General features: G+C 41.3%; 18 protein-coding genes. 14 read left to right on the top strand and 4 right to left on the bottom strand.

The window, feature by feature from the left end:
* The first annotated feature begins 335 nt into the window (after positions 1-335).
* From JMV76_RS13015 to JMV76_RS12990, 6 genes are all read left to right on the top strand, one after another.
* Positions 336-1,223: a hypothetical protein gene (locus tag JMV76_RS13015; protein WP_201502993.1), complete on the top strand. Its 888-nt coding sequence runs from the start codon at positions 336-338 to the stop codon at positions 1,221-1,223.
* A 54-nt stretch (positions 1,224-1,277) separates the two neighbouring features.
* Positions 1,278-1,580, top strand: a complete 303-nt coding sequence (locus tag JMV76_RS13010; RefSeq protein ID WP_201501811.1) for an IS630 transposase-related protein — start codon at positions 1,278-1,280, stop codon at positions 1,578-1,580.
* A gap of 59 nt (positions 1,581-1,639) precedes the next feature.
* Positions 1,640-1,873 (top strand): hypothetical protein, encoded by a 234-nt coding sequence (locus JMV76_RS13005; RefSeq protein WP_201501812.1) that lies wholly within the window; start codon positions 1,640-1,642, stop codon positions 1,871-1,873.
* Complete coding sequence (locus tag JMV76_RS13000; protein ID WP_201502072.1) at positions 1,798-2,112, top strand: transposase; 315 nt, start codon at positions 1,798-1,800, stop codon at positions 2,110-2,112. The genes JMV76_RS13005 and JMV76_RS13000 overlap by 76 nt, the downstream gene beginning before the upstream one ends.
* A gap of 6 nt (positions 2,113-2,118) precedes the next feature.
* Entirely contained in the window at positions 2,119-2,808 is a 690-nt protein-coding gene (locus JMV76_RS12995) for a glucosamine inositolphosphorylceramide transferase family protein (protein WP_445260952.1), read from the top strand.
* Positions 2,809-3,080: 272 nt separating this feature from the next.
* Positions 3,081-3,470 (top strand): hypothetical protein, encoded by a 390-nt coding sequence (locus JMV76_RS12990; RefSeq protein WP_201502991.1) that lies wholly within the window; start codon positions 3,081-3,083, stop codon positions 3,468-3,470.
* A gap of 60 nt (positions 3,471-3,530) precedes the next feature.
* On the opposite strand, the gene yaaA is transcribed toward JMV76_RS12990, so the two are convergent.
* Entirely contained in the window at positions 3,531-4,331 is an 801-nt protein-coding gene (yaaA, locus tag JMV76_RS12985) for a peroxide stress protein YaaA (RefSeq protein WP_201502990.1), read from the bottom strand.
* Positions 4,332-4,814: 483 nt separating this feature from the next.
* Between yaaA and JMV76_RS12980 the strand changes: the two genes are divergently transcribed.
* From JMV76_RS12980 to JMV76_RS12955, 6 genes are all read left to right on the top strand, one after another.
* Positions 4,815-5,981, top strand: coding sequence for a Re/Si-specific NAD(P)(+) transhydrogenase subunit alpha (locus JMV76_RS12980; RefSeq protein ID WP_201502989.1), 1,167 nt, complete (start codon positions 4,815-4,817; stop codon positions 5,979-5,981).
* A 109-nt stretch (positions 5,982-6,090) separates the two neighbouring features.
* Positions 6,091-6,438 carry a proton-translocating transhydrogenase family protein gene (locus JMV76_RS12975; protein WP_201503029.1) on the top strand — a complete coding sequence of 116 codons (348 nt, stop codon included), beginning with the start codon at positions 6,091-6,093 and terminating at the stop codon, positions 6,436-6,438.
* Entirely contained in the window at positions 6,435-7,835 is a 1,401-nt protein-coding gene (locus JMV76_RS12970; protein ID WP_374190063.1) for an NAD(P)(+) transhydrogenase (Re/Si-specific) subunit beta, read from the top strand. Before JMV76_RS12975 ends, JMV76_RS12970 begins: the two co-directional genes overlap by 4 nt.
* 193 nt (positions 7,836-8,028) lie before the next feature.
* Positions 8,029-8,592, top strand: coding sequence for an acyl-CoA thioesterase (locus JMV76_RS12965; RefSeq protein WP_201502988.1), 564 nt, complete (start codon positions 8,029-8,031; stop codon positions 8,590-8,592).
* A gap of 130 nt (positions 8,593-8,722) precedes the next feature.
* Positions 8,723-8,932: a Fe-S cluster assembly protein IscX gene (gene iscX / locus JMV76_RS12960; RefSeq protein ID WP_021812734.1), complete on the top strand. Its 210-nt coding sequence runs from the start codon at positions 8,723-8,725 to the stop codon at positions 8,930-8,932.
* Between the two features lie 74 nt (positions 8,933-9,006).
* Complete coding sequence (locus tag JMV76_RS12955) at positions 9,007-9,507, top strand: GyrI-like domain-containing protein (RefSeq protein WP_045446712.1); 501 nt, start codon at positions 9,007-9,009, stop codon at positions 9,505-9,507.
* Between the two features lie 91 nt (positions 9,508-9,598).
* On the opposite strand, the gene JMV76_RS12950 is transcribed toward JMV76_RS12955, so the two are convergent.
* From JMV76_RS12950 to JMV76_RS12940, 3 genes are all read right to left on the bottom strand, one after another.
* A complete protein-coding gene (locus JMV76_RS12950; protein ID WP_201502987.1) occupies positions 9,599-10,333 on the bottom strand; it encodes a hypothetical protein in 735 nt (244 codons plus the stop codon).
* Positions 10,334-10,366: 33 nt separating this feature from the next.
* On the bottom strand, positions 10,367-11,581 hold the full coding sequence (gene dapE, locus JMV76_RS12945) for a succinyl-diaminopimelate desuccinylase (protein WP_201502986.1): 1,215 nt from the start codon (positions 11,579-11,581) through the stop codon (positions 10,367-10,369).
* A 98-nt stretch (positions 11,582-11,679) separates the two neighbouring features.
* Entirely contained in the window at positions 11,680-12,435 is a 756-nt protein-coding gene (locus JMV76_RS12940) for a 2OG-Fe(II) oxygenase (protein ID WP_201502985.1), read from the bottom strand.
* A gap of 129 nt (positions 12,436-12,564) precedes the next feature.
* Here JMV76_RS12940 and JMV76_RS12935 point away from each other — a divergent pair, with 129 nt between their 5' ends.
* Together JMV76_RS12935 and pssA are read left to right on the top strand one after the other, a co-directional pair.
* Positions 12,565-13,440, top strand: a complete 876-nt coding sequence (locus JMV76_RS12935) for a 23S rRNA (adenine(2030)-N(6))-methyltransferase RlmJ (RefSeq protein ID WP_045446718.1) — start codon at positions 12,565-12,567, stop codon at positions 13,438-13,440.
* 42 nt (positions 13,441-13,482) lie between these two features.
* Positions 13,483-14,385 carry a CDP-diacylglycerol--serine O-phosphatidyltransferase gene (gene pssA / locus JMV76_RS12930; protein WP_227690400.1) on the top strand — a complete coding sequence of 301 codons (903 nt, stop codon included), beginning with the start codon at positions 13,483-13,485 and terminating at the stop codon, positions 14,383-14,385.
* Positions 14,386-14,637: the final 252 nt, after the last annotated feature.

Here is a 14,637-nt window from a genome sequence, read left to right as displayed (position 1 = left end):
TGACAGACATAGCGAGAGCGTTGCTATTTCCCAGACTTAGTGGTGACACTCTATCTATTATTTACTCATGATCTTTGATGTATTTCTAAAAACTTCAACAAGTAAAATACCCATTAGATCAACAAAATCGATCTGACATTATCAAAAGTATTGAATATATAAAGTTTTTATATATGTTATTATTTAAATGTAATTAATAAATATAATCAATGGACTGATACTTTATCAAAGGACAATTGCGCACGTGTTAAAGCTGCCCAGCCACAAACTCTTGTGCAATTCAAGGTGATGATGATGAAAAAAATTAGGCTTGGGATTCTCATCGAAGAGGAAACATGGCATGGTATAAGTTCAAACCATTAAAATCTCTCGTCGATGAAGGCAAGGTTGAGGTTTGTATTGCTGTCCAACGGGATAAAAAACAAGCGTCTCACATGTCTCGTCTATCCAAAGTTATTCCTTCCATTAATCAAACGTTATTTTCTTTTCTTTCTCGAAATAAGAGTAATACCAAGCGTTATTCTATTCATGACTTGGTGGCTAATGGTACGATGCCCATCGTAATATCAGTAGTAAATCAGGATAAAATTTATGATGAGATTGAGGATTCAGTGATTGAGAAACTTGAAGCCGCCAATCTAGATTATCTGGTCAAATTTGGTTTTCGCACCTTAGCAGGGAGAATTCTGAGTGTTTCAAAAAAAGGTATTCTCTTATTTCGTTACGGCGATGAAACCAAACAAAGACGCGGATCAGCATTGTATTGGCAGTTTGCCGAACAATGGGAGAATAGCGTAGTCACGCTACATCTGTTAAATGAGCGTCTTAATGGTGATAAAGTCGTTGGGAGAGGGTATGGCTCTTTATTTTACTGGGACTATAATTTAACCGAGCATAAATTAAATGGTGTCTCAGCATCGATACTGTATTGGTATTTCCATAAAAATAAAATTGGCGTCAAAAGTGGAAATTCGACGAATTCAATGCTTGACGATGCAATTTATGAAGAACCCCAGCAACTGACTGCCATACGGCATTTGATGGGTTTTTTTAAAAACTATACGATAAAGACTTTTTATAAGAGTCTTTATCACAATAACTGGAGTATTTTGATTGGTTCTATTGATCAGTCGATGCAAACATACACTGAGCTATTGCCTGAAAAAGGATGTTTTTGGGCTGACCCTTTTTATATTGAGCGAAATTCAAGGCGTTATAGTTAATCTTAGATAAAACCGATACAATGTTTATAATCAATTCATTTAGTGAAATAAACGATGACCTATTCAATCGACTTTCGCAAACAAGTACTGCGTAGCATTAAAGACGGCATGACCATTCGAGAAGCTGCTGCTTTTTACGAGCTTAGCACAAGCTCTATTCACAGCTGGCAGCAGAGCTTAGTTCCTAAAACGACTAGAAATAAAGCACCGACTAAAATATCAAATGAAGCATTACTGAAAGATGTTAAGCAGTATCCAGACGATTATATGTACGAGCGAGCACAGCGTTTAGGTTGCAGTAAGTCAGGCATTGAGTCGGCCTTAAAGCGTCTTGGCATCAGTCAAAAAAGACCTTAGAACATCCAAAAGCATGTCCGATCAAAAGAGCGGCGTATCAAAGTAAGCTTGATCATTTTATGAAGCAAGGCTATCCCATTATTTATATGGATGAAAGCGGCTTTGAAGCTGAAACTATTCGCCCTTACGGCTATACACCAATAGGAAAACCTTGCATTGATCGCTACAACTGGCAAGCAAAAAGCGTACCAACGTCATCGGTGCTTTATATGAAAAGATGCTGTTTGCGCTTGATTACTTTGATAAAAATATTAATGGCGATATATTCTACGACTGGTGTAAATACACCCTAATCCCAAGTCTTAGAACCAAATGTGTAATTGTTATGGATAACGCCAGCTTTCACAAACGAGTTCAAAGACTGCTGAATAGGTACGGTCACAGGCTTCTATTCTTACCACCCTACAGTCCTGATCTAAATCCTATCGAAAAGAAATGGGCGCAAGCAAAGTTTCTACGCCAAGGTTGGATGGAGAATAATCTACCTAAACTATTTTATGATATGGGTTGTTCCAGTTTTATTGTGGATTGACTATATATATTTTTTGAGAGCTTAAACTACAAAGAAGGTATCGGCCGCATAGAGTGGGTGGAACTGGATGAGCACCATCAAATTATCAATTCTGGACCAGTCGATTTAGGTATTAGCTCTCATTTAAGCTTTCCTAATGTATTCGAGCATGAAAACGCTGTATATATGATTCCAGAAGCCGCCAAGACCAATTGTATTAACCTATTAAAAGCGACGGATTTTCCGCAGAAGTGGGAAAAAGTTCATGAGTTGGTGTCTGGGGTTCAGGCAGCAGATAGTGCCGTTATTGAGCACAATGGCTTATGGTATCTTTTTACCACGCATGGTTCAATTTCAGTTCTTACGATGGATTTAGAATTGCATATTTATACGTCTGATAAGTTGGAGTCAGATAACTGGACCATTCATCCCTCTGCGCCTTTAAAAATTGACGTGCGTGGGTCACGATTAGCAGGTGCATTATTTAAGAGAGATGGTCAGCTGTTCCGTACGGCTCAAGATGGCACTATTAGGTATGGGCGTAGAGTGGCTTTGTATCTGGTAGAAGAGTTGACACCGACATCTTACAAAGAAACCTTTGTGCGTTATATCGAACCCAATTGGGAAAACGAGATCGATCGTCTTCATACCTATAACGTATATGATCAAACTGTCGTACTTGATGTCTCAAGAGATAAATTGCGCTTTACCGTATAATCATTGAGAGGTTTTACGGCAACTGGTGATAATATTTTTTCGAAAAACCCTGGTAGGCTTAGCTTATCTTGGTTTTTCTTATCAATAATTTAATGGATTTCCGTATTACTCATATAGGGTTTAGAGATATAGATGAAGCATTTTTTTGATTTAGTATCTGTATGTAACAATAATTATTGTATTTTTTACATATTGTAATAATTTAGAAACTATATTATTATTTTCTTTCTTTGTTAATGATGAAATATATAAGTGACTAAAAGGAACACTCATTGAAAGAAAAACTATCTATTGTGTTTTTAGCTCTAACTACTGTTTCTATGTTGAGTGGCTGTGCTAGTAAGTCTACTAATATCCCCATGACTTATGTATCTCCAAATGAATATGCAAGTCTTAGCTGTTCTACTTTGGAAAATGAAATGAGAGACATATCACAAAGAGTAGCTACAATTACTGGTCAAGTAGATAAAAAGGCATCAGCTGACGCATGGCAAATGGGTGTTGGCTTAGTACTATTCTGGCCAGTACTTTTCTTTTTAGAGGGAGGTGATGGCGCACTTCAATCTGACTATGCTCTTTTAAAAGGTAAGTATGAAGCAGCTTCAAAACAGTATAATCGCAAAGGATGTCCTGATATGAATACAGAGACCTCTAAAATATAAATAAACCCCGATAGGCTCAGCATATCGGGGTTTATTTATACAAATTAGATTTTTTTAAAATTACTGACTGGCTGCATCCCGTCTAAACGTCCACGTTTTATCATCAGAAGCCTCTTCACAGTAATAATATCCCGCCAAATCAAACTGCTTTAGCTGCTCAGCGTTGCTCAGCTTATTATCAGCAGCATACTTCACCATCAGTCCGCGTGCTTTTTTGGCATAGAAGCTAATCACTTTGTATTGACCATTCTTTTCATCTTCAAATCGTGGCGTGATAACTTCCGCATTCAGCGCTTTCTTCTTGACTACTTTGAAATATTCATTTGATGCCAGATTAATCAAAATCTTATCATCACTATCTGCCATACGTGCATTAATAATGGCAGTTACCTTCTCGCCCCAAAACTCATAAAGGTTATCGCCACGTTCATTTTTCAGTTTGGTACCCATCTCTAAACGATAGGGTTGGATTAAATCGAGCGGTTTCAATACGCCATATAATCCAGACAAGATACCCAGATGCTTATTGACGTAAATGGCGCTGTCTTTATCCATATGATACATATCAAGTCCAGTATAAACATCGCCATCGAATAAATAACCTGCAGGTTTGGCATTGTCTAAAGTAAAGGGCTTATCGTTGCTCCAACGCCACTCTTGATTGCGCTTGGCATTGAGCTGTGCCAAATCATCAGAGATGCCCATCAGTTCTTGTAAATCAATCGGTTCTTTTGATTTTAAGTTTTTCATCAATGCTTGCGCATGTTCGATGAGCTCTGGCTGACTATAATATTTGTCTAAGTTCACTGGCACCGCGTCTTTCTCATTTAAAGATTTGGCAGGGGAAAGTAAAAAATACATCGTCATTCCTTATTATAGTGAGTCAATGGGTATTCTATTTATGTATCAAGTTTTCTTATTATACGATATGCAGCATTGTATCTTGACCTACCCGTCGTTATTTCGTGTTTTTTAACGTTACCCTTAAAAAGGACAGATATTTGAGTGATATAAGCCGATAGCTTGTCAAGTCTAGCGTTTAATTGAAAAGGAAAAATTTTTAATATAACAATAAAAGTTATGCAGATGGTGTAAATGCCTAACTTTTTATTTTACTTGTGGGTCATCATTAGGCAATGAAAGTTGGCAGATGATGTCTCTATAATAAAAAGACATGATGGCAAAGTCGCTATCATTTATTAAATTGATAATCTTTGGTCAGGATGTTGAACCAACCATGACCAAAGGTTTTTTTGTCCCCTGTGCTTTTTAAATGTGCGTTGAGGGTGTTAAAGGTAGTCGTGAGACGTAAGTATAGTCATTAGACGTAAGTAAGGAGACGGTATGAAAATCGGTGTTATTAGTGCAGATAGCGCAAATGAAAGTCGGGTAGCGCTAACCCCAGACGCGGTAAAAAAACTGCGCAAACTTGGGTTTGAGGTGGTTGTCCAGTCAGGTGCAGGTCAAGCAGCCTATTACGCCGATGAGCTATATCAAGCGGCTGGAGCTGACATTGCCAACAGTAGCAGTGACGTCATCGCCCAATCTCAAATCATTACCACCGTCAATGACTTACCTGCTGCAGCTATTGAAGGCTTGACGTCAGGTCAGATTGTCATTGGCATGCTCGACCCATATCGTAATACTCAGCTCGACACTTATGCGACCAAAGGTGTCACTGCCTTTGCGATGGAACTTTTACCTCGCACATTGTCACGCGCACAGAATATGGATGTACTGTCATCGCAGGCCAACCTTGCTGGTTACAAAGCAGTATTGCTCGCGGCAAATGAATACTCACGTCCTTTCCCGATGTTTATGACCTCAGCCGGTACAGTTAAGCCTGCTAAAGTGGTCATCTTAGGCGTTGGGGTTGCTGGCTTGCAAGCGATTGCGACAGCCAAGCGTTTGGGTGCAGTGGTAGAAGCGAGTGATTTACGTCCAACTGCTCGTGAGCAAGTAGAGTCATTGGGTGGTAAGTGGCTGGATGTACCAATGAGTGCAGAGGAGGCTGAGACAGCTAAGTCTACAGGTGGCTATGCGTGGACGCCATCAGAGCAATATGTCAAAGATCAAGCCGCTGTCGTAGACAAAGCCTTGAGCAATGCGGACATCGTCATTACTACTGCACAGATTCCGGGTCGTAACGCACCGCGCTTGGTGCATCAAGCAACGCTTGCCAAAATGAAAGCAGGCTCAGTACTGATCGATATGGCTGCTGGAACGGGTGGTAACGTCGAAGGCAGTGTGCCTAACGAAACCATTACTACAGACAACGGCGTACGTATCGTTGGTGCTGCCAATATCCCATCGATGCTCGCCGCGCAGTCTTCAGATTTGTATGCCAACAATTTGGTTAACTTTATCACGACCTTAATTGCGCCTGCTAGCGATGACGCTTCAGCAAGTGACGCATCAGCTAATTTGGCACTTAAATTAGACATGGAAGACGAGATTCAAGGCGCACTGGCAGTGACACATGACAGTCAGGTACGACTAGCCAAACGCTAGTTTTAACGGTCTATCACCATATGCTTTGTCACTAAATATTTGCCAGTAACGAATAAATTTTTAGGAGGATTAGATGATTGCCACTATTTTAGCGCCAGCTGGTGCGGCCATGAGTAGCACACCATTTGTAGCGATTTTTACCGTATTTGTACTCGCTATTTTTGTCGGATATTACGTCGTTTGGGGCGTCACGCCTGCATTGCACACACCATTAATGGCTGTCACCAATGCACTATCGAGTATTGTCATCGTTGGTGCGATGCTACAGACCGTCACCATTGACGGCTCTGTGTTTACACCGACCAGTATCCTTGGTGCTTTTGCCGTATTTTTAGCCAGTATCAATATCTTTGGTGGTTTTGCCGTGACTGAGCGTATGCTTGCGATGTTTAAACCGAAAGTGAAAAAAGCACCCGCTCTTGAAACTGGGACGACTGAAACTGGAGGCGACGCATGAATGATTTCTCAACAATGATTGCGGCAAATGCTGATTGGTTTTATTTAGTAGGCGCTATCCTCTTTGTATTGACCTTGCGTGGTTCGTCTAGCCCTAAGACGGCTATTCGTGGTAACCGCTTTGGTATGGTAGCGATGGCGATTGCCGTCGTCACGACATTTTTCTTAGCAGAAGGTCCAGTACTTTGGTTAATTATCGGCGCGATGATTTTGGGTGCTCTCGTCGGCATGTGGAAAGCAAAAACAGTCGCGATGACCCAAATGCCCGAAACCGTTGTCTTGATGCACTCGTTCGTCGGTTTGGCAGCGGTCGCTATTGCACTGGCAACCGTATTGCATACTGAACAGCAACATGGTGCCGTCGCTCGTGTCGAACTATTTATCGGTTGCTTCATCGGTGCGATTACTTTCTCAGCTTCGGTCTTTGCCTTTGGTAAATTGGCAGCGAAAAGCTGGGCGAAAACATTGGTTGGGGGTTGGGTAAAACCCGTCCAAGCATTATTATTCATTGCGATGATTGCTTTCGGTGGCGTGTATTTCGTCACTGACTCATTACCAGCATTTTATGCGATGGCAGTGATTGCCGTGATATTTGGTTGGATGTGGATTGCGCCAATCGGTGGCGGTGATATGCCAGTGGTTGTCTCACTATTGAACTCGTTCTCAGGTTGGGCGGCGGCAGGAATTGGTTTCACCCTCGGCAATTCGATGTTGATTATCGCGGGTTCGCTCGTCGGTTCATCAGGCGCGATTTTATCTTATATCATGTGTAAAGCCATGAACCGCTCATTACTTAACGTCTTATTTGGCGGTATGGGTACAGGAGCCGTGGCAGCAGGCGCTGATGATGGCGCACCGAAGAACTATAAGGCAGGATCAGCAGAAGATGCTGGCTTCTTGATGGCCAATGCCAGTAGTGTGGTTATTGTTCCGGGTTACGGCATGGCGCAAGGTCGTGCACAGAACGCGGTAAAAGAGCTATATGAGCTGCTAAAAGAAGAAGGCGTGAACGTGCGTTTTGCCATTCATCCAGTCGCTGGTCGTATGCCAGGTCACATGAACGTGCTATTGGCTGAAGCGGACGTACCTTATGATGATATTTTAGAGATGGATGAAATCAACTCAGACTTCGCGAGTACAGATGTTGTTTTGGTTATCGGTGCAAATGATGTGGTCAACCCTTCTGCGAAAGATGATCCAACCTCACCAATCTTTGGTATGCCGATTCTAGAAGTCACTAAAGCTCAAACCGTTATGGTCATCAAGCGCTCGATGAACACGGGTTATGCAGGGCTTGATAACAGTCTGTTCTATATGGATAAGACGATGATGATCTTTGGCGATGCTAAGAAAATGGTGGAAGAGATGGTACGTAGTATCAATGGTGCAGGTCATTAATCTTTAAAGTTAGTTTTTAAATATAAGTTTCTAAATATAAGCTTTTAAATATCCGCTTTTAAATAAAAAAGTCACTTAGGTGGCTTTTTTGCGTTAAGGTACGCTGCATTTATAGCCCGTCACTGTTTATATATTATATACACTAATTTATACCCAATAAGTTTACACAAAATAAGCGTTAAGAGAGTTATTTATGAATATGTTGGTACGTTTTTTTATTATGGTCAGTTTGCTAAAACAACAACTTAAGCAGCAATCAATAAGCGAGCGCCTTAGTACTGAGCTCTTGATTGCACCGACGGTTCGTCATTATCGAGTGTTGCCGCATGATATGGGCTTTCGGAACCATCTGCCTAATTATCGTTATTTGTCTTTTATTGAGCTAAACATTACTCGCTGGCTGATGGCATGCTGTCATCAAAAAGGTATCAAGCCCTTGAATTGGGTTATCGCCATGCAAGAAATGGTTTATCTGAAAGAAATTAAATTTTTAGATAAAATGACAGTAAGTAGCACGCTTGTTGGCTGGGATAAAAAATACGTTTATTTTGAAACGCGCTTTTTTGTAAAAAACCAGCTGATGGGCGTTGGTATGACTAAGTTTGTATTGAACAATAAAAAAGGCAAATGTGCGCCAGAGATATTGGATATGATAGGCGAGCGGTTGAACGAGGTCATTGATTCTTGGAATCAGCATCAAGTGGCGATTAAATCTGCCAAATCTGCTGAAACAAGTAAAACAACAAATGCTGCATAACGAACTTGTCTATAATCAGCAGGCGAATTTTGGTAGGATAGCGGTTATTAAGTTGCCAATCAAATTACCATTCAAATTGACCACTGATTTGATGACGTGTCTAAAAATGATTAAAAATTAAGGAGCCATCATGACCCCGCAAAAATTAAAATGGACAGACAGCTTAGATATCGCTATTGAGCTGTATGAGAAGTTTCCAGAGACCGATCCGCAGTATATCCGTTTTACTGATTTACATCGCTGGGTGACTGAGCTTGAAGGTTTTGATGATGATCCACAAAAATCAAACGAAGGCATCTTGGAAGCGATTCAAATGAATTGGATTGATGAAGCAGATTAGATTTATACCCTGAAGCGCTATTTTTAATACCATCTCAAATAGAAAACTGAATAAATATATAGGACTTACAGATCATGACGTCACAAATTAAAGAGCTACCTGAAGCAATAACTTGTAAAGGTATTAGCGTTCGTACGACCAATAACGCTGAGATTAGCGAAGACACGGCGAAACTGGGTCGTTTATGGCAAAAGTTTTACCAAAACCATGCCAGTGATCTGCCTAAAGGCGAAGACATTTATGGTGTCTATCATAACTATGAGAGCGATGATTTGGTCGGCGCTTTTGACGTGGTTGCCAGTTGGAAAGTAGCCAGTGAGCAAGAGCCATCAGACAGTGAAAATATGTCTAAGGCTGCAAACTTAGTAACAGTAGATATTCCTGCAGGAAAGTATTTGGTATTCTCTGAGCAGGGTAGAATGCCATACACGGTGATGAATGCTTGGGAAAAGGCTTGGACCTATTTTAATGATCGCAGCTGTGAGCATACCCGAACTTTTGATGTCGATTTTGAGCATTATATCGGTGGTAATCTAGAGTATGGGCAAGTAGATCTCTATATTGGTATTGAGTAAAAGTTTTAGAATATAGCTATGATATTTGAAGGTGTTGTAGGGTGGGTTCGCTCAAGCGTAACCCACCAATCTGATAATTTTAAAAATAAATTTAGAACATCAACCTGCTCGTTTGCCTAACTTCTACATTCACACCTGTTAACTGTTTTAGCTCATTTTCTACTTGTTTATGGCGTATATGCGTTAAAGATTTTTGAAAATAAGTATCGATAACAATTTTAAACCCCATAGGCGTAAAGCCTATCCCTTGCATCTCGCCGCCGTACTTTTTGATGATTTTATCAATTTTTTCCATATCTTCTTGGCTATTATAAACATCTAGCATCTGAGCGCGACTTCTATCCGCTATTGGTAATATTTCAATAGCTATGCTAAAGCCGCGTAGCTCGCCTTTCTTAATGACATATTCGTAACTGTCAGCGACTACATTCGGTTGCGTGACGATAAAATATTTCGGCACACCATCCGCATTACCATAAATGTCAACATAGCTATCACCAAGTTGTGCTTTTACTTGATCCACGAACTGTTGCACCTCTACTGAACCATATACCATTTCATGACGATAAATATCGGCGACAGGTCTATTAACGGCATTTGCTAAACTAACAATATGGTCTGGGTAGTCAACATCTCGTGGTGTATTGTCGGTAGAAACATCAGATTTAGTATCAATTTCTGTCCAGTCAATATGAATTTTTTTTTGCCCAACTACCGTACCTGTAGGTTCAGATTTTACTGGTTCGTATGATGTGGCGTTACAGCCATTTAATAGCGCAATCAGGACAACAGTAAAGGCGAGCGTCATAGGGTTAAATTGAATCATTGCAGCATATCCTCAAATATTTGATAAAAACTTTCAATCCAACAACAAATTTTCCAAAATCCCTTCATAAATCTGCGCAAGCTTGCCTAAGTCATCGACTTCTACCTTTTCGTCAACTTGGTGAATCGTCGCATTTCTTACACCAAGTTCAACGACTTGTGCACCCGTTGGTGCAATAAAGCGTCCATCAGAAGTACCACCTGATGTAGATAGTGTCGTGTCAGTATCAGTTACCTTTTTTATGGCTTTTTGACAGGCAGAAACCAACTTACCTTCAGGGGTCAAAAATGGCTGACCAGACAATTTCCAATGGATATTATAATTTGCTTTGCTATCAGTAAAATACTTGTCAAAGATAGCGTGAGTTTTTGCTTTTAGCTCATCTTCGGTCGTTTCCGTAGAAAAGCGAAAGTTAAACACAGCTTCTAGTGTTTCAGGAATGACGTTGGTTGCGCCTGTGCCACTATTGATATTTGATATTTGCAGTGAAGTCGCAGGGAAGTAGTCATTGCCACTATCCCAAGTAGCGGCAGTCAGTTCCGCCAAAGCTGCCATCGTTGCATGAATAGGGTTGCAAGCTAAATGCGGGTAAGCAACATGACCTTGCTTGCCAGTGACCGTAAGTTCCGCACCCAATGAGCCGCGGCGACCGTTTTTAATGATATCGCCGAGCGTATCTGTGCTCGATGGTTCACCAACCAAGCAATAGGTGATTTTTTCATTGCGGGCTTCTAAGGTCTCAATGACTTTGACCGTACCATTGATGGAAGGACCTTCTTCATCTGAGGTGATTAAAAAAGCAATCGAACCCTTGTGTTCAGGATAATTCGCGACGAAACGCTCGGCAGCGACGGTAAAAGCCGCAATCCCCGTTTTCATGTCAGCTGCACCGCGAGCCCATAGGTAACCATCAGCGATGGTTGGCGTAAATGGCGGATAAGTCCAGTTGTTTTTATCGCCTGTTGGCACGACGTCGGTATGACCAGCAAAACAAATAACTGGATCAGTGGTACCGCGGCGAGCCCATAAGTTTTTGACTTCAGCGTGTTCGCCGCTTTGATCTCTATCGCCAAAATACATAAATTCGCAGTCAAACCCAGCTTGTGATAATCGTTCTGACAAGATATCTTGACAGCCATCATCATCTGGTGTCACTGAAGGGCGTTCAATTAGCGCAATACTTAAATCTAGCGTTTGCTGCTGATGGTTTTGTTGTTGATGGATGGTTTGTTTATTAAAGCCCGACATGAATAAACCTTTTTATTATAAATTAAAATGATAAATTTTTAAGATTGGCAGCCACGATACAATACAATCAGTCGTTGCTCGTTATTTGCTAATGCGTTTTAAATATTGTCTTCAACAAAAGGCACCAAACCATCACGGCGCATCCACGTAGCGATAGAATAACGCTGCCGATGGGCAATTTGTACTTGATGTTGTAGGTCACTGTCAAATATCACCAATCTATTGGCGACAGGCATGACGTTATGATGGACGCCATGTTTATCAATGATTTCTAGTGCGCCGCCGTCAGTTGGTTCCCATTCATCATTGAGATAAAACACCGCAGAGATAACGCGTTCATCACGCCCAGCTGGATTGTCACTATGCCATTGATAGCCAAACCCCACCGGATAGCAAGCATAATGCGCTTCACTGTGGCGAATACCGGCAAATAAACTGCGATTAAATAAGCTAGCAAGCGCATTGATACTTTGCAAATAATAAAACCCAGCAAAGAAGTTTTCCGTAATCCAGCGGATGCGATCACCGCGAATATCACTGACACGAATCCCAGCCGTCAGTTCTGCATCACGATAGTCAATAAAACCACTCTCTGCTTGCAAGGCTAACAGCGCTTTCGTTTCAAAGGTCTCATCAATAATGATCCAACCATCATCAACGAATGTATCCAGTTGTGTATCAGTCAGCTTATCTTGCCAACTGATATCGAAATCAGACTGTTGTAATACGCGCTGAGTCAGTGGTTTTTGGCTTGGGTCGTCGCTATGAGGAAATAATAATGGTGGATTATCTTCTCCTATCGGATGATCAATCACCAACTTTGTCACATCAAGATTGCTAATAATCTCTGTCATTTCGTCTCACTATGGTCAGTTAGCTGGCAATACATAGCCAATCAATGCCTTTTTACCAAAACCATCGTTATCTTTTACTCTGCCTATGCTACCATAGATGTAATTTTTCTTATTTAAACTTTTGAGATTATGAACTATAAACACGCCTACCACGCTGGTAACTTTGCTGATGTGGTTAAACACATTTTATTGGTACAACTCCTTAATCAATTGGGGCAAAAAAACAAACCTTTTTATGTGCTTGATGCTTATGGTGGTCGCGGACTGTATTCACTGAGCAGTGAAGAAGCGCGCAAGACAGGTGAGGCCAAAGGTGGTATCCAAGCGTTACTAAATGCCAATACTGACAAGGCACCCGCTGCCGTCAAAGATTATATGGAAGGCATTAAGCAAGCCCGTTTCACTTATGACAATAAAGTCTACCCTGGTTCTCCTTGGTGGGTTGCCCATCATATCGAGAAAAATCCAGATGCGGGCGTGCGCGGTGAAGCTTTTGAAGCCAAAGCTAGCGAATATGATGCGCTAAACTATCAGTTGCACAAGTTACCCATTGGTATACAGCATCGTGATGCCTTTGAAGGTATTACCGCCGTTATTCCACCAAAAGAAAAGCGCGGTCTGATTTTTCTTGATCCGCCTTATGAGCAAGAGCACAAAGATTTTACACGCCTTATAAATTTACTCGTTGCTGCTTATAATAAATGGCCACAAGGCACTTACGCGCTTTGGTTCCCTATTAAGAACGTTGAAGCCGTTGAATTGTTCTATAAAAAACTGAAGCGTACTGAAATGCGCCGCCAGTTGGTTTGTGAGCTGAATATTTATCCAAATGATGTGGCGGTTGGTCTTAACGGTACAGGTTTACTGGTGATCAATCCACCTTGGCAGTTTGATAATCATGCACGTGAGATATTACGCTTCTTACAGCCTGCATTAAAAGTGGCTGATGCTCCAGACTTAACGCCTGATAGCGCAACCAATGTACGCTGGCTAGTCGGCGAATAACCATGTTAGTGAATAACTATGCCGGCAAATAAGGATATTGAGATGACTAACGTGCAATCACCTAAAGACGAATCAAATCATCCGCCTCTAAGTGATGGATTGTTACAAGACAGCGCAGCCGCCCAGCCGCCCTTTGTCGATGAGCATGATTTCAATATTCGCTTAGCGGATAATGAGAGTTATGATGGCTTGACCTTTGAAGTGATTGAAGCAGAAGTTGCTGAAGGGCAGCGAGTGGTCAGTCGCGGTGTCTATCTAGCACCAAACCTAATTACAACCTTGTCACTGCTATCTGGCTTTTACTCGATTTTGGCCAGTACGCAAGGCGAGTTCTACAAAGCTTCTTTAGCCATCTTTTTGTCCGCTATTCTCGACGGTGCTGATGGGCGAGTGGCGCGTATGCTTAATGCGCAAAGCCCGTTTGGCGAGCAATATGATTCGCTTGCCGATATGCTGGCTTTTGGTGTTGCACCAGCGATCTTAGTTTATAGTTTTGCGCTGCAGCCGTTAGGTCGCATTGGCTTGGGGTGTGCGTTTGTCTTTACCGCCTGTGCTGCCTTCCGTCTGGCACGTTTTAACGTTCAGGTCGGTATTGTTGATAAAAAATACTTTGTCGGTTTGGCGAGTCCACTAGCTGCTATATTAGTAACGGCAGCGGTTATGGTCGCTGTCGACCATAATGAATGGGTTGGGCAGTACGATACGGCAGTCATGTTCTTATTTGCTGCTTGGGTGGTGATTTGTGGTTTACTGATGGTTAGTAACGTCAAATACTATAGCTTTAAAGAGTTTGATAAAAAGAAAGTACCTTTTGTGGTTCTAATAATCGGTGTGTTGGTCATGAGTATTGTGCTCTATGACATACCTGTCGGTATTTTAGCCATTGGTATTATCTATGCATTGTCGGGTATTGTTACGACGATTAAAGCAAAAGCAAATTTTTAGAATTGATTGTTCGTGTCATATTAAGGAATTTACCGTAGGGTAAGTTCCTTTTTTTATGCGCTTTAGATATCAAGCTGGTTATCAGTGTATTCATCACGATAAGATAAAGAAGGACCAACTCATTTTTTAGCTAATGATCAGTGATAACGACTCATTAAAGAAACCTACTGTAATTGAGATGAAATAAGTACTCTTATTTACGAGCTTACCTCAGCCCAGCGCAAATAAACATACACTGCCATTCTGCCAATT

Source organism: Psychrobacter cibarius (genome assembly GCF_904845955.1).
Classification (GTDB): domain Bacteria; phylum Pseudomonadota; class Gammaproteobacteria; order Pseudomonadales; family Moraxellaceae; genus Psychrobacter; species Psychrobacter cibarius_B.
This window is presented reverse-complemented; position numbering and strand designations above follow the sequence as displayed.

Excerpts from the sequence above, each read along its gene's own strand:
- JMV76_RS12970 (WP_374190063.1), top strand. The coding sequence starts at position 6,435 with ATGAATGATTTCTCAACAATGATTGCGGCAAATGCTGATTGGTTTTAT.
- JMV76_RS12955 (WP_045446712.1), top strand. The coding sequence starts at position 9,007 with ATGACGTCACAAATTAAAGAGCTACCTGAAGCAATAACTTGTAAAGGT.
- yaaA (WP_201502990.1), bottom strand. The coding sequence starts at position 4,331 with ATGTATTTTTTACTTTCCCCTGCCAAATCTTTAAATGAGAAAGACGCG.
- JMV76_RS12975 (WP_201503029.1), top strand. The coding sequence starts at position 6,091 with ATGAGTAGCACACCATTTGTAGCGATTTTTACCGTATTTGTACTCGCT.
- JMV76_RS13015 (WP_201502993.1), top strand. The coding sequence starts at position 336 with ATGGCATGGTATAAGTTCAAACCATTAAAATCTCTCGTCGATGAAGGC.
- dapE (WP_201502986.1), bottom strand. The coding sequence starts at position 11,581 with ATGTCGGGCTTTAATAAACAAACCATCCATCAACAACAAAACCATCAG.
- JMV76_RS12940 (WP_201502985.1), bottom strand. The coding sequence starts at position 12,435 with ATGACAGAGATTATTAGCAATCTTGATGTGACAAAGTTGGTGATTGAT.
- JMV76_RS12965 (WP_201502988.1), top strand. The coding sequence starts at position 8,029 with ATGAATATGTTGGTACGTTTTTTTATTATGGTCAGTTTGCTAAAACAA.
- JMV76_RS13010 (WP_201501811.1), top strand. The coding sequence starts at position 1,278 with ATGACCTATTCAATCGACTTTCGCAAACAAGTACTGCGTAGCATTAAA.
- JMV76_RS12980 (WP_201502989.1), top strand. The coding sequence starts at position 4,815 with ATGAAAATCGGTGTTATTAGTGCAGATAGCGCAAATGAAAGTCGGGTA.
- iscX (WP_021812734.1), top strand. The coding sequence starts at position 8,723 with ATGACCCCGCAAAAATTAAAATGGACAGACAGCTTAGATATCGCTATT.
- JMV76_RS13005 (WP_201501812.1), top strand. The coding sequence starts at position 1,640 with ATGAAGCAAGGCTATCCCATTATTTATATGGATGAAAGCGGCTTTGAA.
- JMV76_RS13000 (WP_201502072.1), top strand. The coding sequence starts at position 1,798 with ATGCTGTTTGCGCTTGATTACTTTGATAAAAATATTAATGGCGATATA.
- pssA (WP_227690400.1), top strand. The coding sequence starts at position 13,483 with ATGACTAACGTGCAATCACCTAAAGACGAATCAAATCATCCGCCTCTA.
- JMV76_RS12950 (WP_201502987.1), bottom strand. The coding sequence starts at position 10,333 with ATGATTCAATTTAACCCTATGACGCTCGCCTTTACTGTTGTCCTGATT.
- JMV76_RS12935 (WP_045446718.1), top strand. The coding sequence starts at position 12,565 with ATGAACTATAAACACGCCTACCACGCTGGTAACTTTGCTGATGTGGTT.